Here is a 24,953-nt window from a genome sequence, read left to right as displayed (position 1 = left end):
GGTGTTTTATTTTATGACGTTAAAGGTAACCATCATTGTGGTTAAAAAAAGAACAAGAAGACCGAATATAAATATAATGTCGGCCGTTCTTTCTAATCCATAATTTGCAGGTCCTCTTCTTTTCATGGATAGAAATGAAAGAATACATGCTGTCATAAATAGAATAATTGCAAGAGCAGTAGTTTCATCAATGAGGGTACTATCACTCATTTTTGCGACCTTAAGGGAGGTTAGTACTATAAAACAGAGGCCAAGTAAGGTGGCAGAAGTGTTAAGTATATGTGGAGTTCTGTTTTCAGGCATTTAATGCATGTTTAAAATTTGTTTATTCTTGTTCTTCGAGCTTAATGTTTTTGGTTAGGCGATACACTTTACGTTTTTTCTGTGGTTTTTCTTCTCCACCAAGCAAGATTCCCCACGGTTTTAGCGAGTCTACACGATCAAATATTATCTTCAACATTGCCAGATAAGGGATGCACAAGAACATACCTGATATACCCCATATCATTTCGCCAACTACTATGCCTATAAAGGCAAATAAGGCATTTATTTTTACTTTTGATCCAACTACCAATGGCATCAATACATTTCCATCCAATGCGTGGACACCTACAAAGGCTGTTACTACAAACAACATTTTAGCCGCACCTGCAGTGGCAAAGGTGATCAGTGAACTAATTAATAAAGCGGTGAAAATGCCAATGTAAGGTATAATGTTAAAGATACCGGCTATTAAACCTAGTAGAACTGCATATTTCACATTTAAAATCCAGAGTACTAAAACCATCAATAGGGTTACAATAAACATTTGGAGGAATAACCCTGTAATGTATTTCTTGATAATGTATTGGATACGTCTTAGTATTTCATTAACCTTATCTGCATGTTGCTCTTCAAATACGGAGGTTAAAAAGGTGAAAAGTACTTTACGGTAGTTTAAAATGAAAAAGGTAAAAAGGAGTAGGAATGAAAGGAAAAGCAGGGTAGAGGATAGGGTAAGTAACGTTGCTCCTAAAACTGTTGCACTGGTAGAAACAGCGCTGCTGGCACTATCTTTTAAATAGTCTATTTGCTTTTTGGTATTGATGTTAAAGGTGTTGGATATCCAGTTCTGGATATCGTGAAAAGAGGTTTCTCCTTGTTTTTTTAGTGCAGGCCAGTCTTGCCATAAATCTGTAAGTTGATTGGCTAAAAAGTATAAAATACTTGATATAAAGGCAATCATTAGTATCACAGATACAATTGAAGCCAGACTTCTTTTAAAGCGCCATTTTTGCTCCAGAAAATTAGAGAGTGGCAGTAAAAGTAATGCCAATAGAAATGAGGTTAGCAGTGGTGCCAGTAATGTTTGTCCTAAAATAGCCAGGTATCCTAAACAAATGATTGCAAATAGCACTAATGCTAGTTTGGCATAAAAAGGGAGTGCGATGTTCCTCATAGATGATTGGTTGAACCTAGTTAGTGAAAGTTTAACGTAGGGAAAATTAACTAAAAACAAACGCCCTGCCAAATATTTAGCAAAGCGTTTGTTTAATTAAAAGATATGTTATTCCCAGGTACTTGCCTCATCCAGGATTGCAATGTCTTCAACGTTTAATTTTAAGGTTGCTGCTTTTTTGAGATCCTCTAATTGACCTAAACTGGTTACACTTACAATTGGAGCAGTTATTGACGGACGGGCTATTAACCACGCTAGAGCTATACTTGCCTGATCTGCACTGTATTGTTCTGAGACTTCATCAAGAGCCTTTAATATTTTAAAACCTCTTTCATTAAGGTAGTTTTTAACTGCCCTCCCTCGTTGACTTTTGCTTAAGTCTTCTTCTGAGCGGTATTTTCCTGTTAAGAACCCACTTGCAAGGGCATAATAGTTAATTGTCCCTAATTCGTTGTCCAGTACGATTTGCTCATAGTTTTTTTCGTACCCTTCACGCTGATACAGGTTGTATTCTGGTTGCAGGGTTTGGTATTTAGGGAGATTAAGTTTCTTTGCTATTTCTAGTGATTCAATTAAACGCTCTGGTGAGAAGTTAGAGGCCCCAACCCACCTGACCTTGCCTTCTTTTATTAATTGATGGTATGCCTCTAAAGTTTCTTGTATTGGCGTATCGAGATCATCGTAGTGAGATTGATAAAGATCTATATAGTCAGTTTTTAATCTTTTTAAAGAGTCTTCTACTGCCTGAAAGATATACTTTTTAGATAAACCTTTTTTATCTGAAGGCAATGGAGCCCCAACTTTTGTGGCAAGTATAATCTTATCTCTGTTCTTTTTCTGGGACATCCAGTTGCCAATTATTGTTTCTGATTCGCCACCGGAGTTTCCGGGTACCCATGCGGTATATACATCTGCTGTATCAATAAAGTTAAAGCCCGCATCAGTAAAGCCATCAAGTATTTCAAATGATCTTTTTTCATCGGCAGTCCAGCCAAATACGTTCCCTCCAAAAGCTATTGGATAAACAAATAGGTCGGAATGTCCTAGTTTTCTCTTTTTCATGTGTTGTAATTTCTGTTGTTAAGGGTCTCTTGCACAAGAGCACTATTACTTAACTAACAAAATTAACAGCGTCGTGTTTCTAATATCGTTGGTAGTTTGTGGTTTATAGATAACTATTTGGTTTAAAATGTTTTGGTTGCTCTTAGCATTTCCCGTTTTCCGGGTGCTCCGGGTAGTTTTTCTATGGTAAAGCCGACGGCTTTGAGTGCACGCTTAAGTTTTCCGGTGATGGCATAAGTAACAAATATTCCTCTCGGTTTTAAAAACTGACAGGTATGGGTAATGATTTCGTCCGTCCACATTTCAGGTTGATGCTGAACTGAAAAGGCATCAAAGTAAATGAGGTCAAACCTTTGTGTTGTCTCAAACCTATGAAGATAAGTTTGTACAATTTTAAGTTGCTGATCAGGCAACAGGTTTACCGCTTGCAGTAATGCTTTTCCGTAGTTGTCAATCAGACTATTCCAAATTGCATCTGATACGTATGCATTGTAGCCTGTTGATTCTAATTCTTCAATCCTTAAAGGAAATGCCTCTAGTCCCGTATATTTAAGTATTATTTGGTGTTCTGTACAATGAGCAATGCTCATCAAAAAATTAAGACCTGTACCAAAACCAACCTCTAAGATGGATATTTCTTCATCTGGAAAGCTGGTTATTGCATGTTTTAAACCGGCATCAATAAATACATGTTTGCTTTCTTGTAAGGCTCCGTGCTTGGAATGATAATTTTCGCCAATACTTTCATTGTATAGGGTGTTTGAACCATCGGCAGTTTGGATAAGTTTATTCATCCATACAAACTTAGATAAAATAGTTTTTAACTTTAGGTCTTAATTGCTTGTTATGGATATTGAAACATTTAGAGATTACTGTCTGAGCCTAAAGGGAACTACCGAGGGCATGAAATGGGATCATCTTTGCTTTATGATAGAAGAAAAAATCTATTTGATTATGTCTCTTGAGGAAGGTCGGTTGTCTATTAAATGTGATCCTGATGAGTTTGATATGCTGGTAGCCAGACCTGGAGTGCAGCAAGCATATCATATGGCAAAGCGACAATGGATATCTTTAGATAGTCTGGAGGTATTGCCCGACCCTGAATTGAAAAGCAGGGTAGCAGAATCCCGAACCTTTGTGCTAAGAAAGCTCAGCAAAAAGGTTCAGGAGAAGTATAACTAGCGTCTATTTGCCTGATTTAACCCTTCGGCCTTCTGACTCAGAACCGCCAGAACGCTGACGGGCTGCTTTGATATCATTACTTCCAAAGCGGTAAGTGCATGTTAAGCGGAATACCTGGCTTTCCCATCTTTCATTAACAACATAGTTTTGTGAAGATAGGGCACTTGTAATTACACTTTTTTGCATTTTAAATAGATCATTTGCTGCAAGTTTGACATTAAGTTTTTTATCCAGAAATGTTTTACTTATGCCTAAATCAATGCCGTATTGAGGGTCTATCAATATGGTGCCGTAAACCTGTTTAGATTGATAAAACCCACTCAACTCTACATTAAGTGTTGGGTTTAGGGTAATGGTTTGGGTTGTATTGAAGTTAAATGCAACTCTTCCACTTTGATATGGTTTGCCTAAAAGGTCTGGTGTTTTAAAATTATTGTAGAAACCTGTGAAGTTATTATTACTGCTCCACCATTTGGCTATTTGTATTGGATAACTAATGTTCAGGTTGTATGCATCCTGTGTAGCAAGATTCTGATTAGATATGAAGATTGTTTTCTTAACTGTATCGGTTAACAGAACATCAGAAATTACATCAGTAGTATGACTGTATCCAAAGGTTACGTTTAAGGTTTTTTTGTAAGAATAAGATAGTTCAAAGGCATTGGTATATTGTGGTTTTAGGAATGGATTACCAAATCTATAAGTATATAAGTCAAGGTAATAAATGAATGGGTTTAATGAGCCATAATCAGGGCGATCAATTCTTCTGCTGTAAGAGAATCCCATATCATGATCTTTTGATAATTCCTGGTTGATGAATATACTGGGGAAAAGATTGATATAGTGTCTGTTTACTACTTTTTGCTCTGTAAGCGAATTTCCTTTTGAGTTGGTTTGTTCGGCTCTTAAACCTAATTGTACAGATGTTGTTTTAAACTTTTTACTAAAGTTAGCGTAGGCAGCATTAATGTTTTCGTCGTATAGGAACTGATTGCTGCGTTTTGTATCATTCTGCCATTGATTGTTTTCATAATTCTCAAATATGAAGTTATTGTCGGTTTCTACAAAGCTTGATTTTAAACCAACTTCGAGTTTCATCTCTTTGTTAATAGGATAGGTGTAATCAGTTTTTCCTGCCCATATTTTAGTTGTTGATGGCGTAGCATTTCTGAAAATATAATCGGGTTTAGAAGTTTGCCCTTGGTTATTAAAGTATCTGTTGTTGAAATTATTATCCTGTCTGCCGATATGCTCTGAATAATCAGCGTCGATAGTTATCTCTTGACCAAGGCTATCTATTGTTCCCTTATAGTTCAGATTATACGACATGCCGGTATACTTATACTTATTTGGGTTTTGTGCCACCACAGATGAATCTGTTTTGGAAGGCTGATCGCCTATTAAAGTAAGTACATCTGATGCGTTTTTTCCGTTTGCATTATATCCATTAAAAGCAAAGCCAATAGTGTTCTTGTCGTTAATAAAATAGTCTATGCCACCTTTATAGTTGCTATTATTTCTGCGTCGTATGTTGCTGTTGGTTTGATCAAAATAGGTTTGATCGGTTGCCGTATTGTTTACCCTTACAATATCTGTACTACCAAATGACTTGTTGCGACCGTAATCGTAATTTCCAAAGACATTGATTTTCTTTTCGCGGTGATTTAGGTTTAGGCCACCATTTGCTTTGTAGTATTTGCCATAGCCCACACCTCCAAGTACAGATCCATTGGTGCCATAATTTCGGTTCTTTTTCAATTTGATGTTGATGATTCCGGAGTTACCTGCTGCATCATATTTTGCTGAAGGGTTGGTGATTAATTCGATAGATTGAATGGCGTTACCTTCAGTAGATCGAAGTAAGTTGGCCAATTGCTCTGAAGATAGATAAGTAGGTTTGCCATCAAGCATTATTGTTACTCCTTGCTTACCTTTTAGGCTAATTTTGCCATCTTTATCAACAGTAACGCCAGGAGATTTCTGTAAAATATCGAGCGCTGTATTACCTGCCGCCAATGCACTATTCTCTACATTTATTACGGTTTTATCAATTTGTCTTTCTATCAGTGGTTTTTGTTTAACAATTTCAACACCTTTTAGTTGTTTTGCGTCTGTAGCCAATTGCACATCGCCCAGTTCATGAGACTTTTTGGTTGGACTTATAATGTAAGGACCCTTAAATACCTTTTTATACCCCACTACATAGATGGCTATTAGGTAACTACCCTGTTTAATTTCTTTTAATTGATAAGTGCCATTATCGGAGGTGAGTGTACCTTTTATAGCAGTTGAATCTTTGACGTTTAACAAGCTGATAGTAGCATATGGAAATGCTTTTTGTTGTTCGTCTAAAACTTTACCGGATATTTCTCCAGTTGTATTGTCTGTTTGAGCATTTGCGACTGTAAATAGCAGAGTGCTAAGGAATAGGACAAGAAGTAAAATGTATTTATTAGGTTTCATAATATGCATAGTTTTTCCACATACGCTTTTAAGCATATTAATCGAATATGTGAATGGTTTTGTGATTCTTATTTAGTTATTTATAAGATGCTCAAATGGTGTAAAAGGTTACAGTGCAGATGAAAAAAAATGAGAAACCGTATTTTAAGTAGTTAATTTGCAGATTCCTGTAAATAAAAATGACCCGAAATTACTTCTAGGTCATTTGAATTGTTGAGCGTTGAGTTTATATTTTTGATCTGTTTTTTATGAATCAGATTTTATAATTACTTCTTCGGTTTTACTAAAATTCCAAACTTGTCTTTGCTCCATTCTTTCTATAACTAGTGAAAAGTACTTCTCATTTTCGTTGATTTCCAGTACGGTGCCTAAATTCACTAGAGAGTCTCCGATAGCCAGTTGTGAAATACTAATGGCTTTTAGTGCTTGCATAGGTTCCGATACGTAATTCATAATGAGAGGTTATGGTTTGGTTACTTAAGTAATTAAACTTTCTCAAAAATACTTGTTAGAATTTTTCTAAGTGGTGACATACGTATTTTTTTATTAATTTTAGCCCATGGAGAAACCAAGAAAGCGTATAGCTGGAGCAATCAGAGATAAAGAAAGAACAATGCTTAAATTGATTGCTGCGGTTGGTGAAATCATTAAAAATGAGGGCTATACGGCATTAGGGGTTAATAATATTGCTAAAAAAGCAGAGGTTAATAAGAAGTTGATTTACAGGTATTTTGATAACAATGTAAATAATTTGATAGAAACCTATGTGAAGACAAAAGACTATTGGATTGGCTTGTCGGGGGATATGGAAAAGCTTATGGCCGAATCTCAAATTGACAATGGCAGACCAATGGTTAAGACCATTTTAAAAACTCACCTTAGTTTTTTTTATACTGAAGAGGAGATGCAGAAGATCGTAATCTGGGAAACCAGTGAGAAAAACAAGCTAATGAAGGAGGTTGGTCTAAAGCGAGAAGCATTTGGCGAGGAAGTTTTTAAAATGTTATTGCCTCATTTCGACAAAACTGCTATTGATTTCCGTGCTATTATTGCATTACAGGTATCGGGTATAATTTTTATGGTATTGCAGGCTAAGGCTAGTGGAAATCCATTTTGTGGAATTGATATCAATAATCCAACTGATATGGACCGAATGTTAAAATCGTTGGATCAGCTTACTGATTTGTTATACGATAAAGTTAAAAATTAAAATAAAGGCGCTTGCAAAAGCGCCTTTATCAATTTACCACATTCTAATTCTGTCTTCAGGTTTTTTGTATAATTTATCACCTGGTTTAACATCAAACGCTTCATACCATGCATCCATATTTACAGGAGCACCAATAGTTCTGTAAGGGCCTGGCGAGTGCGGATCTGTTTTAATCAGCTGCGCTGCACTTTCTGGTAAAATGTTGCCTCGCCAAACTTGTGCCCATGAAAGAAAGAAACGCTGATCTGGTGTGAAACCATCAATCTTTTCGTTCGACTGGCCCTGTTTTGTTAATTTAAATGCGGTGTACGCCGCGTTAAGGCCTCCAAGGTCACCAATGTTTTCGCCCATGGTTAGTTTTCCAATTACGTGGATTGTATCTAATACGGTGTAAGCATCAAACTGTTCTCCTAATGCCTTTGTTTTAGTTTCGAACTTGGTTTTATCTTCATCTGTCCACCAGTTACGCAGATTACCATCTTTATCATACTGGCTTCCTGAATCATCAAATCCATGAGACATTTCGTGCCCAATTACTGCACCAATACCACCATAATTAACGGCGTCATCAGCATTAGGATCAAAGAAAGGAAATTGCAGAATTCCTGCAGGGAATACGATTTCATTCATTGTTGCACTGTAATAGGCATTAACGGTTGGAGGAGTCATTCCAAAACGGGTGCGATCTACAGGTTTGCCTAGCTGATCTATCATTTCTTTATAACCCCATTCACCTGCATTTCTTAGGTTTTGGAAGTAAGTTGTGCGACTAATAACCAAACCATCATAGGTTTTCCACTTGTCTGGATATCCAATTTTTGGAACAAATGCATTTAGTTTAGCAAGTGCTTTTTCTTTTGTTGGGGCACTCATCCAATCCAGATTTTTGATTCTGATTTCAAATGCTTTTCTCAGATTACTGATAAGCTCAGTCATCCTTAATTTTGCATCTGGTTTAAAGTATTTAGCTACGTAAAGTTGGCCTAATAGTTCTCCAATTGTACCATCTGTTAATTGCGACATTCTCTGCCATCTTGGAGTTTGAACTTTTTGTCCGCTTTGTACCTGATTAAAAGCAAAGTTTGCAGCCACAAAAGGAGAGCTTAGGTTAGGTGCTGCATTTTTTAGAATGTTCCATTCCAGATATGTTTTCCAATCTTTAAGCGGTATACTCTTTAGTATTTCGTCAAAAGCCACAAAGAACTTAGGCGAAGAAACAAGTATGGTATCCTGTGTGTTTACTTTTAGTTTAAGTAGCATCTTTGCCCAATCAACAGACGGAGTGGTTTTACTAAAATCTGCAACGATGAATTTATTGTAGGTTTTATAAGGATCACGCATTTCTACACGAGACATTTGAGCATCAGCTAATCTCTTCTCTATCGACATTACTGTTGTTGCTTTTTTCTGAGCCTCTGCACTTTTGTAGCCAATTAAGCCAAAAAGGGTAGTCATATAGGTTGTGTATGCCTCACGGATTTTCACACTTCTGCTGTCATCTTTCAAATAGTAATCGCGATCTGGAAGCGTGGTGCCTCCTTGTCCAAGCTGAGGTACATATTTGGTTACATTTTTCCTATCCTGACCAACGCTAAATCCAAACATAGGAGAGGCAAGTCCACTTACACGCATATATGCCGTGTGGTCTAAAATATCCTGAATGGATTTAAGCTGTTTAATTTTTTCTAAATCTGCTTTAATTGGGCTGTAACCTAGTTTCTCAATTGCTGAGCTATCCATTGCGGCTGCGAAGAAATCACCCACACGTTTTTTAACTGATCCCTCTGGCGCAGATTTATCTGCAGCAGCATCTTCTACAAGCCCTTTTACTGCATTGATGTTGAAATCCCTTAACTGGTTGAAAGTTCCCCAACGGGTTTCTTTAGCCGGAACAGGGTTGTTTTTAATCCATGTGCCACTGGCATAGGTGTAAAAATCATCTCCAGGTTTTACGCTGAGATCCATATTGGCAGGGTCGATAAATTTTGCAGGAGATTGGGCGTTGGCTGTATAGCCGGTCGCAAGAATTCCTAAGGCAGCAATGTGCCTGGTCAGTTTTGAAATATTCATAAAGTTAGTCAACAGGTTTTATAACACTTTACCTATGCAAGAGAATTCCTGCTACATGTGGTGCTTATAATTACATCAATGCGGTAAATGTAATAAATACTGAGAAACAAGTATTTTGTCTATTGAAAATATTACTTGTTAAACCAGTAGTAGATTTTAGTTAAGCTGAACCGCCTAAGTAAGGATCCTGTAAAGAAAAATAGTTTTATCGCTTTCATGACTAAGTCAGTTATACCTATTTAACATATTTTAACATATTTTATTGTGTGAGGGTTGTAAAATATGTTCTATTGTTTGGTAGATATGAGCTACTTATTGCTTCTTGGCTAGACTCATTTTTTTTCGCTGACCAAGATATAGTCCAAAAACAACAAGTAAAGTTCCAACTACTGTGTACATGGTAATAGGCTCATTCATTAGCCACCACGCATAAAAGAAACCGAAAAGCGGACATAGAAATAGCCATAATGATGCCTTTACCGTATCTATTTTTAATAAGTAGAACCAACAGATAAGGCCAATAACAGATACAGCAAGACTTAGCCACAATGAAGAAAATATCAATCTTTGATCCAGGTGTATGTCTGAAAAATCACTAAAGATAAAAGTGAAAGGAAGTAGGAATATACCTCCAAGTGCCACCTGCCATCCGTTGATCAAAATATTGGGTAGGGTCCATTTTACTCTTGCATAATATACACTTGCAAAGGATACGGAGACCATACTTAGCATCAATAAACTGACTCCCATAATGGTTGTACTGCTATCTTTTAATAATGGATAGGTAGCAATTCCGATACCTACCATACCTATTATAATGCTAAATACTTCTTCTTTTGATGGTTTACGACCAATTAACCATGAAGACAGTAGCACAATTAATAGTGGGTTTGTAGAAGTAGCCAAACTGCCGATTCCTGCTGCGGTATATTTCATGGCGCATACATACAAGCCCAAGTACACTGTTGTATTTAAAAGGCCAAATATGGCAAGGTGCTTCCACTCTTCGGCAGTAGGTAATTTATATGATTTGTTAAATATATATCCAACTGAAAGTAATACAAAGCCTGCAAGGAAGAAACGAATATTTGCAAGAACCAACGGGGGAGATGATAAAATGCCAAACTTTGTGGCTACTGATGCAGAAGCCCACAGCATTGCAAATAGTAACCCGATAAAGATATTTTTCATTAATAAACTATTGTTTTCTATTTATGATGTTTTTCACACATCAAAGGTAATCAAGCGAACGATGTAATTTGCGATATTTTGTATAAGTTTGGCGCCAACTTATTATTTGGTATTGATGAAAAAACTGATTTTATGTCTTCACTTGTTGTCGATTGCTTTTTATGGTATAGCCCAGAATAAACAATTGACCATTCAGGATGCAATGAGTAATGCGCGCACTACTTTGGCTCCGGAAAACCTTTCTCAAATTCAATTTATATACGGCACAGAGAATTATGTGTACGCAAAACGGGTAGGGGGTGAGCCGGTGTGGATGAGTGGTAATTTTAAAACTCAGCAGGAACAGCAATTTTTATCGTTGGCTCAGTTAAATCAGAAATTTAAATCACTTCAAAAGGATACGTTAAAGTCGATGCCTTTTATTCAATTTAATCAGGGACCAGACTGGGTATTAACCATTAACGGAAGTAAGGTTGCTTTTAATCCAACAAAGAATACTTATAACGTTGTTATAAATGCAACTATTGCTAGCAAAACTAACGTAGAAGAAAGTAAAGCTGGGTATATCGCATATCTGGATAATTTCAATTTGTTTGTGGCTAATGGTGCTGATCAGAATCAGGTAACTAAGGATGGTAGTAAGGATATTGTTTATGCTTCGTCGGTGCATCGCGATGAATTTGGAATATCAAAAGGAACGTTTTGGAGCAATAGTGGTAAATCGCTTGCTTTTTATAGAATGGATCAAAGCATGGTTTCGGATTATCCAATTATAGATTGGACTACAAGACCTGCCAAAAATGTAAACATTAAATATCCTATGGCTGGTGATAAAAGTCATGAGGTAACTGTCGGAGTTTACAATGCAGTAACTAAAGCTGTGGTTTACCTTAAAACCGGTGAGCCTGTTGAACAATATCTTACCAATATTGCGTGGAGCCCGGATGATAAATACATCTATATAGCTGTTTTAAACCGTGGACAGAATCACATGAAGTTAAATCAATATGATGCAACAAGTGGTGATTTCGTTAAAACATTATTTGAAGAAAAGGACGAGAAGTATGTAGAGCCATTGGAGCCTATGCTGTTCCTTAAAACTGATCCTTCTAAATTCATCTGGCAAAGTAACCGTGATGGATGGAATCATTTGTATTTATACGACTTAAACGGAAAAGTATTAAAGCAGTTGACTAAAGGTGACTGGGAAGTGCTTGATGTAAAAGGTTTTAATGTAAAAGGAGATCAGTTGTTTTATGTCTCTACAGAAGAGTCACCAATTACCCGTAATTTATACGTACTTAATTTAAAATCAGGTAAATCAAATAGGATTACACAAGGTCGTGCGGTACATAATACACAGGTAAGCACTTCTGGGAATACTGTGATCGATAATTACAGCAGTCCGGAGCAGCCTAGGGTAATTCAGTTAATAGAAACTGCAAGTGCTAAAACAAAAACATTATTAAAAGCAGTTAACCCATTAGCTGATTTTGCTACTGAAAACTCATCTATCTTTACTATAAAAAGTAACAGTGGAGACGATTTGTATTGCAGTTTATATAAACCAGTCGGTTACGATAGCACAAAAAAATATCCTGTTATTGTTTATTGGTATGGTGGTTCTCATGCGCAACTTATCTTAAATTCATGGAATGCCGGAGCTGGAGATTATTGGTTCAGGTATATGGCTGAGTGTGGTTATGTGGTATTAACTATCGATACAAGAGGAAGTGATAACAGGGGTAAAGCTTTTGAACAATCGATGTTTCGTAGAGCTGGTGATGTGCAAATGGAAGATATGGTGAAAGCCGTTGATTACCTGAAGGCATTACCTTATGTCGATTCTGCTAACATGGGGTTATTTGGATGGAGCTTCGGAGGTTTTGGTACAGTTGACTTTATGCTTACTCACCCAGGTGTTTTTAAAGCTGCCGTTGCAGGTGGTCCGGTAATAAACTGGAAGTTTTACGAAATAATGTACACTGAACGCTACATGGATACGCCTCAGGAAAACCCTGAAGGTTATGCCGCTACAGATTTGAGTAGCAAGGTTGATCAGTTAAAAGGAAAACTGTTGTTAATTCATGGTCTGCAAGATCCGGTTGTAGTACAGCAACATTCCGTGGATTTTGTTAAGAAAGCTGTTGATAAAGGTGTTCAAGTTGATTATATGATTTATCCTGGTCATGAGCATAATGTAATTGGTAAGGACAGAGTTCATCTGTATCAAAAGGTTACGGATTACTTTAAGCAAAATCTGAAGTAAAGGTTTATTTCACTTGCTTTTTCCCAAAAAATTCAGTGTTATGAGCTGACATGGAAAATCTTCCCTTCAAGATTTTGAGGAAGCGAATAGCATCTGTGTTTTTTATTCTTATTTTTACAGCCAAATCTGATACTTTTTCAAAATAATGAGCATTTCCACAAAATACGACCCGGCGGCAACCGAAGATAAATGGTATAGCTACTGGATAGAGAAGAACTTTTTTCATTCTGAGCCTGATGAGCGTGAGCCATATACTATTGTAATACCTCCTCCAAATGTGACTGGTGTTTTGCACATGGGACACATGCTAAACAATACAATTCAGGATGTACTGATTCGTAGGGCGCGTATGCAAGGTAAAAATGCTTGCTGGGTACCTGGAACAGATCATGCATCAATTGCTACTGAGGCTAAAGTTGTTGCTATGCTTAAAGAAAGAGGCATCAGCAAAAAAGACCTTAGCAGAGAAGAATTCCTGAAGTATGCATGGGAATGGAAAGAAAAATACGGAGGTATTATTCTTGATCAGTTGAAAAAACTAGGCGCAAGCTGCGACTGGGAGCGTACCCGTTTTACTATGGAAGACGATTTGTCGGAAGCAGTAATTGATAGCTTTATCCATTTATATAAAAAGGGAAGAATCTATCGTGGTGTGCGTATGGTAAACTGGGATCCTGCAGGTAAAACCGCAGTTTCTGATGAAGAAGTTATCCGTAAAGAGGTTAATCAAAAACTATACTATATAAAATATTCGGTATCTGGAACCAATGATTTCTTAACCATTGCAACCACTCGTCCGGAAACAATCATGGCAGATGCTGCCATTTGCGTTAACCCTAATGATGAGCGTTACCATCACCTGAAAGGTAAAAAAGTATTTGTACCATTAATCAACCGCGAAATACCTGTTATTCAGGATGAATATGTAACGATGGATTTTGGAACAGGATGTTTAAAAGTTACTCCAGCTCATGATCTGAACGATTATGAATTAGGTGTTAAACATAAACTACCTGTAATAGATATATTAAATGAAGACGGTACATTAAATGAGCTTGCTGTTGTTCTTGTTGGTGAAGATCGCTTTATAGCAAGAAAAAAAATTGCCGTTTTATTGGACGAAGCTGGTCATTTAGATAAAGTTGAGGATTATAAGTCGCAGGTAGGTTTTTCTGAACGTACCAATGCAGCTATTGAGCCTAAGTTATCTATGCAGTGGTTCTGTAAAATGGACGAAATGGCCAAACCAGCATTGAGAGATGTATTGGAAGGTGATGTTAAGTTAATCCCTGAAAAGTTCGTAAACACTTACCGTCATTGGATGGAGAATGTTAGGGATTGGAACATCAGCAGACAATTATGGTGGGGACAACAAATTCCTGCATGGTATGATGACAAAGGCAATTGGGTTGTTGCTAAAACTAAAGAAGAAGCACTTAATGAGTTTTTAAAACTTAAAGATATAGATGGCGTATTTACTGAGGCTGAAGCTAACGGCTTTAAACATCAGTTGGCTCCTTTTGTAAGTCAGGATCCTGATGTAATGGATACCTGGTTCTCATCATGGTTATGGCCAATATCTGTATTTAATGGTTTTAAAGATCCTGACAATAAAGATATTAACTATTATTATCCTACCAATGACCTTGTAACTGCTCCTGAGATTTTATTCTTCTGGGTAGCTCGTATGATCATGGCTGGACATGAGTTTAGAGGTCAAAAACCTTTTACAAATGTTTATTTAACAGGTATTGTAAGAGATAAATTAGGCCGTAAAATGTCTAAGTCGCTAGGTAATTCTCCTGATCCAATTGGGTTAATTGAGAAGTATGGCGCTGATGGAGTAAGGGTAGGTATGTTATTGTGCTCTCCAGCCGGAAACGACTTAATGTTCGACGAAAGCTACTGTGAGCAAGGCCGTAATTTTGCCAACAAAATCTGGAATGCTTTCAGATTGGTTAAAGGTTGGGAAGTTGATGCAAATCTTGAAAATCCTAATCAGCAAGCTATATTGTGGTTCGAGAATCGCTTTAATGAGGCTCTTGCTGAGATTGAAGATAACTTTAAACAATACCGCCTGTCTGAGGCATTGATGGCATGTTATAAATTGGTATGGGATGATTTCTGTGCCTGGTACCTTGAAATGGTTAAGCCTGCTTATCAACACCCTATAGATGCTGAAACTTTAAAAGTGACCATTGGTTTCTTTGAGAAGATTCTAACGTTGTTACATCCATTTATGCCTTTCTTAACAGAAGAACTATGGCATGATGAGCTTTTCGGCGAGAAAGGTGAATTGGAGTGCTGTATTGTAGCAAGCTATCCTGTTGTTGGTAATGCTGATGCACAATTACTTAAAGAAGTAGAGGTGATTAAAGGTTTGGTTGCTGAGATCAGAAACGTTAGAAATACCAAACAAATTTCACCTAAAGAAGCACTTCCTTTAGCTATTAAAGTAAACTCTGCTTTAGATTTTGAGAAATGGTTAAACATTGTGTTCAAACTGGCTAACATTAACCAGGTTGAGTTTGTAAACGATAAGATCCCGGGAGCTGTAAACTTTATGGTGGGTAATGATGAGTTCTTTATTCACTTAAATGAAGCAATCGATGTTGATGTTGAAATAGAGCGCCTAAACGGAGAACTTACTTATTTACAAGGTTTCTTGAAATCTGTAGATGCTAAGTTAAGTAATGAGCGTTTTGTACAAAATGCAAAACCGGAGATCATTCAGAACGAACGTAATAAGAAGGCAGATGCTGAATCGAAGATCAATACGATCGAAGAAAGCCTTGCCGCTTTAAAAGGATAATTTTAATGAAGAGGGTGTATCATATAAATCATGATCACCCTCTTCACTTTTAACTTGCCTTCTTTAATGTTATACGGTATGCACACCTTCTGTCGCCCGCAATAATGTGATTTACCCTTGTAATATCTACATCCTTACCTAGTACGAACTTAAAGGTATTTAGTTCTGAAGAACAAAAACCCTGACAAACTTGTGCGGCTGCGCAAATTGGGCAGTGATTCTCTATTAATAAATAGCCCTGTTCATCTTTACTATACTCAGCCATGTAACCTTCTCGGGTACGGATATCTGCGAGCTGAGATATACGACCTTCCAGGTCAGTAACGGACTGCAATTCATTTGAATATTTTTCTTTACCGGCTTGCTCACCTGCTGTTATCACTTTGTCTAGCGCTTCATCGCCTAGTGTAGCTTTTACCAGTTGTATTAATTTAACGGTTAGCTCAGCATGGGTGTCAGGAAAACCTGCGTTTCCCTCTTCAGTTAAACTAAAGTATACTGTAGGCCTGCCAACTCCTTTCGATTCATTGGTCGACTTGATTAGACCCTCCTCACTTAATTTAATAAGCTGTAGGCGCGCACCTTCACTTGTAATCCCAAGTTCCTTTGAAATTTCTCCCGCGGTTAGTGCACCACGGGTTTTTAATAGCATTAAGAATCGATTTGTCTTCATAATCTAATAAAACAAGTGTTTAGTTGTTTTATTGACAAAAGTACTAACTTTGCTTAACTTTTTAATGATATAAGGAATTATAATTTGACCTGATCTCCAATGTAACCCTTATAACTACTTTACTAATGATTAGAACCTAAGAATATGAAATCAATTTAACACTCAATACTTAACTAAATAATTCAACACTTAATTCAAGCGGTAAATAATCGCTGTTAACCTTAACTGCCAAAAAAGAGATTTTTTAGGAGACGGGGAACTTTTATGCCCTAAAAGAAAAATTACATTTATGAAAACAATACAATTACTCTCATTAATTGCCGGAACGCTGCTGTTTGAAGCCTGCGGACCAACGCAAAGTCAAACACAGGAAGAAACCATTCAGGAATATCCGGTTTCCATATTAGAAGCTAAAGATGCTGTTCTCAATACCGACTATACTGCAACCATTCAGGGACAGCAGAATGTAGAAATAAGGCCCAAAGTAGATGGTTTTGTAGAGCAAATACTTGTTGACGAAGGTGCTGTTGTTAAAAAGGGGCAGCTTCTTTTTAAAATAAACGCTCCGCAGTACGAACAGGAAGTAAGGACTGCTGCTGCTGCCATAAAAAATGCAGAAGCCGAAGTGAATACGGCGAAAATGCAGGTAGAGAAAACCCTGCCACTGGTAAAAGAAGAGATCATTAGCGATTATGAGCTTAAGCAGGCAAACTTTAATTTACATGCCAAGGAGGCTGCTTTAACTCAGGCAAAAGCAAGTCTGGCAAATGCCCGTACCAATCTCGGATATACCAGCATAAGTAGCCCTGCCGATGGGGTAGTGGGAAATTTACCCTATAAAACAGGTAGTTTGGTGGGCAGTTCATCACCTCAACCACTAACAACTGTGTCAAACATTGCCAGTGTTTTTGCTTATTTCTCTTTCAATGAAAAACAGTTTTTAGACTTTACAGAAAGTAATAAAGGGAAAACCATAAAGGATAAGTTAATGAGTATCCCTCCGGTAACGCTCTTGCTAGCCAATGGATCAGAGTATTCAAGAAAAGGGAAACTGGAAACCTTAAACGGTTTAATCAACACAGAAACAGGTTCAGTTAATTTGAGAGCAAGCTTTCCTAATCCGGATGGCTTGATTAGGAGTGGAGCCAGTGCTCTTATTCGCATTCCATTAAAAGTAAACAATGCACTATTAGTCCCGGCTAGGGCAACCTTCGAAATGCAGGAAAAGACGATGGTTTACACAGTTAAAAACGGGACAGTAAAAAGCACGGAGATAGAGATAATGGATGTCCCTTCAGGCGAATTTTATGTAGTAACGAAAGGATTGAACCCCGGCGAGCAGATTGTGACAGAAGGAATGGGAAGTTTGAAAGATGGAATGAAAATCAAACCAAAACACTAAAATATTATGTTAAAGAAATTTATAGATAACCCGGTATTGTCTACCGTTATATCGGTTATCATTGTTATAATGGGATTGCTAGGGCTATACTCCTTACCTATTTCCCAATACCCAGACATTGCGCCGCCTGCCGTAGAGGTAAGCACATCCTACCAGGGAGCCAGTGCAGATGTAGTTATGAAAAGTGTAATTGTTCCACTCGAAGAAGAAATCAACGGAGTAGAGCATATGACATATATGACTTCTAAGGCAAGTAATGATGGTAGTGCCAGCATTACCATAAACTTTAAGCAAGGTACAGATCCGGATATGGCTGCAATTAATGTGCAGAACAGGATTACTAAAGCCACAAGTTTATTGCCTGCCGAAGTAATAAAAGTGGGTATTACTACCAGTAAGAGATTGAATAGTGAGGTTTTTAGCTTTCTCTTGTATAGTGAGGATGGAAAGTATGACCAGAAATTCCTTGATAACTATTTGAAGATAAATGTGATGCCTCAAATTAAAAGGGTTGAGGGAGTAGGAAATGCAGCTGTATATGGTGGCATGGATTATAGCATGAGAATCTGGCTTAAACCGGATGCAATGGCTGCTTATGGACTTATCCCGTCTGATATAACAGAAGCGCTTGCAGAACAGAATATAGAAGCTGCGCCAGGTAAGGTAGGAGAGAACAGCGGTCAGCCGTTTCAGTATACGCTAAAGTATACCGGCCGACTTGAAAAGCCTGCTCAGTTTGAAAATATTATCCTTAAGTCGGTAGGCAACGGACAGGTACTTAAATTAAATGATATAGCTCAGGTTGATATGGGCTCTTTTACTTATTCCAGTACAATAATAGCTCAAGGTCATGAATCGCCCTATGTGGCAATAAACCAGACTTCCGGCTCAAATGCCAACGAGATTATAAAGAAATGCATTAAAATATTGGATGATGCTTCATTAACCTTTCCCAAAGGCGTAAAATATAGTGTGTTTGCCAATGCAAATGAGTTTTTAGATGCTTCAATTTCTAAATTGATTATTACCATTATTGAAGCTTTTATATTGGTGTTTATTGTAGTATTTATCTTTTTACAGGATTTCCGCTCTACATTAATCCCGGCTATTGCTGTTCCGGTAGCTATTATAGGAACGTTCTTTTTCCTTAAGCTTTTTGGGTTTACCATTAACCTGCTTACACTATTTGCCTTAGTATTGGCCATTGGTATTGTAGTAGATGATGCCATTGTGGTAGTAGAAGCGGTGCATGCAAAACTTGATCAGGGAGCTAAGTCAGCTAAAAAAGCTACCATGCATGCCATGAGCGAAATTAGTGGAGCTATCATTTCAATTACACTCATTATGGCTGCGGTGTTTGTTCCGGTAACTTTTGTTACAGGTTCTGTAGGGGTGTTTTATAAACAATTTGGTTTAACACTTGCTGTGGCCATTATCATATCTGCGGTAAACGCACTTACATTAAGCCCGGCACTGTGCGCATTGCTGCTTAAGCCTCACGACGAAAATCATCAACAGAAAACAGGCTTTTTACAGCGCTTTTATGCAGGATTCAATGCCTCATTTAGCACCATGACAAACCGTTACAAGAAATCGGTTATCTTCCTGATCGGAAAAAAGTGGATTGCATTTGGGATCATCATCGCATTTAGTCTCTTGTTCTGGTTTTTAGTTAAAACCACTCCAACCGGATTTGTACCTAATGAAGATAGCGGATCTATATACGGTAACGTGATTTTGCCTCCTGCAACTTCTTTAGAACGAACCGAATTTATCGCTAATAAAATTGACAGCATTGCCAGGTCTATCCCTGAAATTGAATTGTCATCAAGGCTTGCGGGTATGGATTTAATTAGTGGTGCGGGAAGTTCATACGCAGCTATCTTTATTAGATTAAAACCATGGAAAGAACGAACAAAAAAGGGGCAGGATATTAAAAGTATCGTGAATCAGCTGTTTGCTAAAACTGCGGAAATTAAGGGAGCAAGCATCATATTCTTTGCCGCACCAACATTACAAGGGTTTGGAAATAATGATGGTTTCGAGTTTCAGTTGCAAGATAAAACCGGAGGCAGCTACAAAGCCTTTGATGCGGTAATTGGCAAATTTATGGCCACGTTAAATCAGCGTCCTGAAATCATGTATGCCGCTACGTCGTACAATACAAGTTTCCCTCAATATGAGGTTAATGTAAACGTTGCTAAATGTAAAGAAGCGGGTGTTCCTGTTAATCGGGTGCTTGGAACTTTGCAAGGTTACCTGGGCGGTATTTATGCGTCCGACTTTAACCGTTTTGGTAAGCAGTACCGCGTAATGATTCAGGCAGAAGCAGAACAGAGAACAAACAAAGAGGCAATCAATAGAATATATGTTAGAAATGATAAAGGGGCAATGGCTCCGATATCGGAGTTTATTACACTTAAAAAGGTTTACGGACCAGAATTTTTAAATCGTTTTAACTTGTTCACAGCCGGTGCAGTAAATGGGGCACCTAAACCGGGTTATAGCTCTGGCGATGCAATAAAGGCAATTCAGGAAGTAGCAGCCCAAACTTTACCGCAAGGTTATACCTATGAATTCTCTGGTTTAACATTAGAAGAGTTGTCTAGCGGTAGTCAAACCCTATTAATCTTTATGCTCAGCTTACTGTTCATTTATTTCTTGTTAAGCGCACAGTATAAAAGCTACATTCTGCCATTTTCGGTATTACTTTCATTACCTATAGGATTGGCCGGAGCATTCTTGTTTGCCCGTTTATTTGGGCTTGACAATAATATATTCCTGCAAATCAGTTTGATTATGCTTATTGGTCTGCTTGCAAAAAATGCGATCCTGATTGTAGAGTTTGCCTTGATGCACAGACTTAGTGGAATGAACTTAATCCAGTCGGCAATTTCTGGTGCTACCGCGAGGTTAAGGCCAATTTTGATGACTTCATTTGCCTTTATTTTCGGCTTGCTTCCACTGATGGTAGCTACTGGTGCAGGAGCGCTAAGTAACCGCTCAATAGGTACTGCAGCAGTTGGAGGGATGTTAATCGGCACAGTGTTCGGAATATTTGTAATTCCTGCATTGTTTGTGGTTTTTCAATCGCTACAGGAGAAAATATCCGGTGTACGTAAAAACAATGAAGTTTTGTAATCCGTAAGAAATGAATACAATGAGAAAATATATAGGGCTGGTAATTTTGCTGACAGTATTGGCTTCGTGCCAGGTGTCAAAGAAATACGAAAGGCCAGCAGTAAATACCAGCAATCTTTACAGAGATCAGCAGAATACGGACACAACTACTATAGCCACAATGCCCTGGCAAAAGTTGTTTAACGATCCTCTTTTAATAGAATTGATAACAGAAGGGCTGCAGCAAAATTTGGATTTAAAGATAGCTGTTGAACATATCAATGTAGCCAGAGCAAGTTTTAAACAAAGCAAAGCTATCTTTTTACCAGACTTAAACGGTAATGCAAGTATAACCCAATCAAAGCTAGCTTTTCCGCAAGGCTTTGGTATCATCAGCTCCTCAACTCAATATGATGTAGGACTAATAGCTTCTTGGGAAGCAGATATCTGGGGTAAGTTAAGAAGTAGTAAGCGCAGCGCATTGGCAGGTTTATTGCAAACTGAAGAAGCAAGAAAGGCGGTGCAAACACAATTGATCTCTGATATCGCAAATAATTATTTCACGCTTTTGGCATTGGATGAGCAGCTGATGGTTTTAGAGAAAACAGTGGTTAACAGGAAAACAGATGTAAGTGCTATGAAATCTTTAAAAGCAGCCAACATCGTAACCGGTGCAGCCGAGGTACAGAGTGAAGCCAATCAGTATGCCGCGGAAGTGGCTATACCACGCTTAAAAAGGCAGATCAGAGAAACTGAAAATGCGATGAATGTTTTACTTACTCGTCAGGCAGGCTCAATAGACAGGAAATCTCTCGAATCTCAGCAATTGCTTTTGGATTTGAATATTGGTATTCCTGCACAATTGCTTCAAAACCGACCTGATGTTAAACAGGCAGAGTATGCTTTTATGAAAGCTTTTGAAACAACTAATGTTGCCCGACAATCATTTTACCCGTCACTGAACATAACGGCCTCAAGTGGTTTTACCAGTTTTAGTTTTAAAGATTGGATTACACCATCAGGCTTGTTTGCAAATATTGCAGGAGGAATAACGCAGCCCATTTTTAACAAAGGAGCAAACAAAGCAAGGTTAGCAACGGCGAACGCTGCTCAACAGGAATCAGCGTATCTGTTTCAGAAATCCTTATTAAAAGCAGGGGAGGAGGTTTCTAATGCACTGTTCTCTTACCAAACAGCAATTGAACAGCAAAGCATTAGAACCAAACAATTGCAGTCGTTACAGAAGTCTGTAGATTTTACCAAGAAACTATTGCGTTATAGTTCTGCCACAAATTACACAGATGTATTAACGTCTGAACAGAATCTGTTGTCGGCAGAGCTAGACAATATTGGAGATAAATTACAACAGTGGCAAGCAGTAATTAGCCTTTACCGCGCTCTTGGCGGTGGTTGGCAATAAAAAATAACATAGAGAACACGGTTTGTTTTTATAGAAACTGATATTCAGGAAGCTCTTTTATAAAAACAAACTGTTCCTCTTTGTGGTCTATCGTTGCATAACAATGCATTAATCCGTTAGTTACTACCAACCATTTTGCCTTATGGATGGAGTTGTATCTTGATGCCTGATCAAAGGTAGCTTGAGTAATTTTTACAGAAGGCGCTTTACATTCAATCACCATTATCCTTTCGCCAAGCCTATTAAATATCACAATGTCGCTTCTTTTTTGAAGTTGATTTAAGTTAAGGCCGCCCTCTATTTGAATAAGTGACTTTGGAAACTTCTTTTCCAGTATCAAAAACTGGATGAAATGTTGCCTAACCCACTCTTCTGGTGTAAGTACTAAGTGTTTTTTTCTTACTTCGTCGAAGATAAAATAACGCGACTCCTTTAATGTAATTTTGAAAGGATATTCCGGCAGGTTAAGTGCTGTAGGTGTAAATGACATTTCTGTAAAAATAGGCAAAAAAAATTATCTAAGTTTACACCATAATATGAGTGCTGCAGATATAATCAAAGACATTAAAGCCAGAAAGTTTAAGCCTGTATATTTACTACACGGCGAAGAACCTTATTACATCGATCAGATCATCCATTATATGGAAAGCAATGTGTTGAATGATATGGAGAGGGGGTTTAATCAGACTGTTCTGTATGGGAAAGATACAGATATGGCTACCATAATGAACGCTTCCAAACGCTATCCTATGATGTCTGATTATCAGCTAATCATTGTAAAAGAAGCTCAGGATTTGAAGTGGGCTAAGGAGACTGAGGGCAGCAGTAAAGAGGCTGAGTTTGTGCTCAATTACTTTGACAAACCTATGCCTACCACCATTTTGGTGCTGGGTTATAAGTATGCCAATTTCGACAAGCGTAAGAAGATTTATAAAGCCATTGATAAGAACGGCGTGATATTTCAATCTGAACTGGTAAGAGATTATAAATTGGCAGGGTGGATAGACGATCTTGTAAAAGAGAAAGGGTATAAAATTGCACCACAGGCTTCGGCTTTAATGGCCGAATATCTGGGCACAGACCTTTCAAAGATTGCTAATGAAATCGAGAAACTACTTTTAAATATCACCAAAGAAACCACAATTGATACTGATCTTGTTCAAAAGAACATCGGGATCAGTAAAGAATACAATGTTTTTGAATTGCAGAAGGCACTGGCGGTAAAGAATGTTTTAAAGTGTAATCAAATCATTAATTACTTTGCCGATAACCCTAAGGCTAACCCAATGGTTATGGTTATGGCCAACCTGAATTCTTATTTCTCAAAGATCTTAAAATACCATTACCTACAGAATAAAGGAGATGCAGCTAAAGAATTGGGTGTAAATCCATACTTCGTTAAAGATTACGAAGCAGCAGCCCGTAGCTATAGCCTAAACAAAACCTTTGATATCATTAGTTTACTAAGGGAGTACGATTTAAAGAGTAAAGGGGTTGATAGCACAGGTAATACTACAGATGGCGAGCTGTTGAAAGAATTGTTGTTTAAAATGCTACACTAATCGTTTTTCAATAAAATAAATTAACTATGATACAAGCCAAAGGATATGCAGCACAAGATGCTGAAACAGACTTAGCAGCCTGGAATTTCGAGCGTAGAGAAGTAGGACCTCATGACGTTCAACTGGAAATATTATATTGTGGAGTTTGTCACTCCGATCTTCACCAAATAAAGAACGATTGGTTTCCTGGAGTATTCCCAATGGTACCTGGCCATGAAATTGTTGGTAGGGTAATTAAAGTGGGGGATCATGTAAAGAAGTTTAAAAAGGATGATCTGGCCGGTGTTGGATGTATGGTAGATTCTTGCCAGACTTGCGAAAATTGTCAGGAAGGACTAGAGCAATATTGCCTTGAGGGTAGTACTCAAACCTATAATAATAAGGGTAGGGATGGCGTGCCAACTTATGGAGGCTATTCAAACAACATTGTTGTTCGCGAGGAATTTGTACTTCATATTTCAGATAAATTACCACTTGCTGCAACAGCTCCATTGCTTTGCGCAGGTATTACTACATACTCGCCCTTGCGCCACTGGAAAGTTGGTAAGGGGCATAAATTAGCCGTTTTAGGTCTTGGTGGTTTAGGCCACATGGGCGTTAAGTTCGGAGTAGCTTTTGGTGCAGAAGTAACGGTGCTAAGTACATCAGCTTCTAAAGAAGAAGCGGCTAAAGCTTTAGGCGCACATCACTTTGTAGTGACTTCTGATTCCGCTCAGGTTGATGCCGTAAGAGGTTCATTTGACTTTATCCTTGATACTGTTTCAGCAGAGCACGATATGGATATGTACTTGTCATTACTAAGAACAAGTGGTACGCAAATTTGCGTTGGTGTTCCATCTCAGCCTTATGCAATTCAACCTTTTTCACTATTAGGCGGTCGTAAAAGTATTGCAGGTTCTGGTATTGGAGGCATCGCTGAAACTCAGGAAATGCTTGACTTCTGCGCTGAACACAACATCGTTTCAGATATTGAAGTTATCGATATTAAGGATATAACAGCATCGTATGCAAGAATGCTTAAAGGCGATGTACGTTACAGATTTGTAATTGATATGGCTACGCTTTAATATTAGCATATA

The 24,953-nt window shown here is 37.8% G+C and carries 19 protein-coding genes; 9 read left to right on the top strand and 10 right to left on the bottom strand.

All coding sequences use genetic code 11. From position 1 onward, the window contains the following. Nucleotides 1–6: 6 nt before the first annotated feature. The 4 genes from J1905_RS20785 to mnmC2 all read right to left on the bottom strand — a co-directional run bounded on the left by J1905_RS20785 (nucleotide 7) and on the right by mnmC2 (nucleotide 3,294). Nucleotides 7–303, bottom strand: a complete 297-nt coding sequence (locus J1905_RS20785; protein ID WP_214229143.1) for a hypothetical protein — start codon at nucleotides 301–303, stop codon at nucleotides 7–9. A gap of 22 nt (nucleotides 304–325) precedes the next feature. Further along, entirely contained in the window at nucleotides 326–1,438 is a 1,113-nt protein-coding gene (locus tag J1905_RS20780; RefSeq protein WP_214229142.1) for an AI-2E family transporter, read from the bottom strand. A gap of 108 nt (nucleotides 1,439–1,546) precedes the next feature. After that, nucleotides 1,547–2,500: an aldo/keto reductase gene (locus J1905_RS20775; protein ID WP_214229141.1), complete on the bottom strand. Its 954-nt coding sequence runs from the start codon at nucleotides 2,498–2,500 to the stop codon at nucleotides 1,547–1,549. 122 nt (nucleotides 2,501–2,622) lie between these two features. After that, nucleotides 2,623–3,294 carry a tRNA (5-methylaminomethyl-2-thiouridine)(34)-methyltransferase MnmC2 gene (gene mnmC2 / locus J1905_RS20770; RefSeq protein ID WP_214229140.1) on the bottom strand — a complete coding sequence of 224 codons (672 nt, stop codon included), beginning with the start codon at nucleotides 3,292–3,294 and terminating at the stop codon, nucleotides 2,623–2,625. A gap of 52 nt (nucleotides 3,295–3,346) precedes the next feature. Between mnmC2 and J1905_RS20765 the strand changes: the two genes are divergently transcribed. After that, complete coding sequence (locus J1905_RS20765; protein WP_214229139.1) at nucleotides 3,347–3,682, top strand: MmcQ/YjbR family DNA-binding protein; 336 nt, start codon at nucleotides 3,347–3,349, stop codon at nucleotides 3,680–3,682. A 3-nt stretch (nucleotides 3,683–3,685) separates the two neighbouring features. On the opposite strand, the gene J1905_RS20760 is transcribed toward J1905_RS20765, so the two are convergent. Both J1905_RS20760 and J1905_RS20755 read right to left on the bottom strand, forming a co-directional pair. Continuing rightward, the gene (locus J1905_RS20760) at nucleotides 3,686–6,145 is read right to left on the bottom strand and encodes a TonB-dependent receptor (RefSeq protein WP_214229138.1); all 2,460 of its coding nucleotides are present in this window, start codon (nucleotides 6,143–6,145) and stop codon (nucleotides 3,686–3,688) included. Nucleotides 6,146–6,391: 246 nt separating this feature from the next. After that, entirely contained in the window at nucleotides 6,392–6,598 is a 207-nt protein-coding gene (locus tag J1905_RS20755; RefSeq protein ID WP_214229137.1) for a hypothetical protein, read from the bottom strand. 106 nt (nucleotides 6,599–6,704) lie between these two features. Between J1905_RS20755 and J1905_RS20750 the strand changes: the two genes are divergently transcribed. Next, entirely contained in the window at nucleotides 6,705–7,355 is a 651-nt protein-coding gene (locus tag J1905_RS20750) for a TetR/AcrR family transcriptional regulator (RefSeq protein WP_214229136.1), read from the top strand. Between the two features lie 33 nt (nucleotides 7,356–7,388). Here J1905_RS20750 and J1905_RS20745 read toward each other — a convergent pair whose 3' ends face one another. Beyond that, nucleotides 7,389–9,425 carry a M13 family metallopeptidase gene (locus J1905_RS20745; protein ID WP_214229135.1) on the bottom strand — a complete coding sequence of 679 codons (2,037 nt, stop codon included), beginning with the start codon at nucleotides 9,423–9,425 and terminating at the stop codon, nucleotides 7,389–7,391. 312 nt (nucleotides 9,426–9,737) lie between these two features. Beyond that, nucleotides 9,738–10,616 (bottom strand): DMT family transporter, encoded by an 879-nt coding sequence (locus J1905_RS20740; protein ID WP_214229134.1) that lies wholly within the window; start codon nucleotides 10,614–10,616, stop codon nucleotides 9,738–9,740. Nucleotides 10,617–10,731: 115 nt separating this feature from the next. Between J1905_RS20740 and J1905_RS20735 the strand changes: the two genes are divergently transcribed. Both J1905_RS20735 and J1905_RS20730 read left to right on the top strand, forming a co-directional pair. Then, a complete protein-coding gene (locus J1905_RS20735) occupies nucleotides 10,732–12,885 on the top strand; it encodes a S9 family peptidase (protein ID WP_214229133.1) in 2,154 nt (717 codons plus the stop codon). A 145-nt stretch (nucleotides 12,886–13,030) separates the two neighbouring features. Then, the gene (locus tag J1905_RS20730) at nucleotides 13,031–15,697 is read left to right on the top strand and encodes a valine--tRNA ligase (protein WP_214229132.1); all 2,667 of its coding nucleotides are present in this window, start codon (nucleotides 13,031–13,033) and stop codon (nucleotides 15,695–15,697) included. A gap of 49 nt (nucleotides 15,698–15,746) precedes the next feature. On the opposite strand, the gene J1905_RS20725 is transcribed toward J1905_RS20730, so the two are convergent. Further along, complete coding sequence (locus J1905_RS20725; protein ID WP_246254575.1) at nucleotides 15,747–16,349, bottom strand: helix-turn-helix transcriptional regulator; 603 nt, start codon at nucleotides 16,347–16,349, stop codon at nucleotides 15,747–15,749. Between the two features lie 310 nt (nucleotides 16,350–16,659). Here J1905_RS20725 and J1905_RS20720 point away from each other — a divergent pair, with 310 nt between their 5' ends. The 3 genes from J1905_RS20720 to J1905_RS20710 are packed head-to-tail and all read left to right on the top strand — an operon-like array spanning nucleotide 16,660 to nucleotide 22,312. Beyond that, entirely contained in the window at nucleotides 16,660–17,772 is a 1,113-nt protein-coding gene (locus tag J1905_RS20720) for an efflux RND transporter periplasmic adaptor subunit (protein ID WP_214229131.1), read from the top strand. Nucleotides 17,773–17,778: 6 nt separating this feature from the next. Then, a complete protein-coding gene (locus tag J1905_RS20715; protein WP_214229130.1) occupies nucleotides 17,779–20,913 on the top strand; it encodes an efflux RND transporter permease subunit in 3,135 nt (1,044 codons plus the stop codon). Nucleotides 20,914–20,932: 19 nt separating this feature from the next. Next, nucleotides 20,933–22,312 carry an efflux transporter outer membrane subunit gene (locus J1905_RS20710; RefSeq protein WP_214229129.1) on the top strand — a complete coding sequence of 460 codons (1,380 nt, stop codon included), beginning with the start codon at nucleotides 20,933–20,935 and terminating at the stop codon, nucleotides 22,310–22,312. Between the two features lie 28 nt (nucleotides 22,313–22,340). Here J1905_RS20710 and J1905_RS20705 read toward each other — a convergent pair whose 3' ends face one another. Then, a complete protein-coding gene (locus J1905_RS20705; protein ID WP_214229128.1) occupies nucleotides 22,341–22,802 on the bottom strand; it encodes a type I restriction enzyme HsdR N-terminal domain-containing protein in 462 nt (153 codons plus the stop codon). A 46-nt stretch (nucleotides 22,803–22,848) separates the two neighbouring features. Between J1905_RS20705 and holA the strand changes: the two genes are divergently transcribed. Continuing rightward, nucleotides 22,849–23,874: a DNA polymerase III subunit delta gene (gene holA, locus J1905_RS20700; protein ID WP_214229127.1), complete on the top strand. Its 1,026-nt coding sequence runs from the start codon at nucleotides 22,849–22,851 to the stop codon at nucleotides 23,872–23,874. A 26-nt stretch (nucleotides 23,875–23,900) separates the two neighbouring features. Beyond that, complete coding sequence (locus tag J1905_RS20695) at nucleotides 23,901–24,941, top strand: NAD(P)-dependent alcohol dehydrogenase (protein ID WP_214229126.1); 1,041 nt, start codon at nucleotides 23,901–23,903, stop codon at nucleotides 24,939–24,941. Nucleotides 24,942–24,953 lie beyond the last annotated feature (12 nt).

This window comes from Pedobacter sp. B4-66, assembly GCF_018492665.1.
GTDB lineage: Bacteria > Bacteroidota > Bacteroidia > Sphingobacteriales > Sphingobacteriaceae > Pedobacter.
The sequence above is the reverse complement of the archived record's forward strand: the minus strand, read 5'-3'. Positions and strand labels throughout refer to the sequence as shown.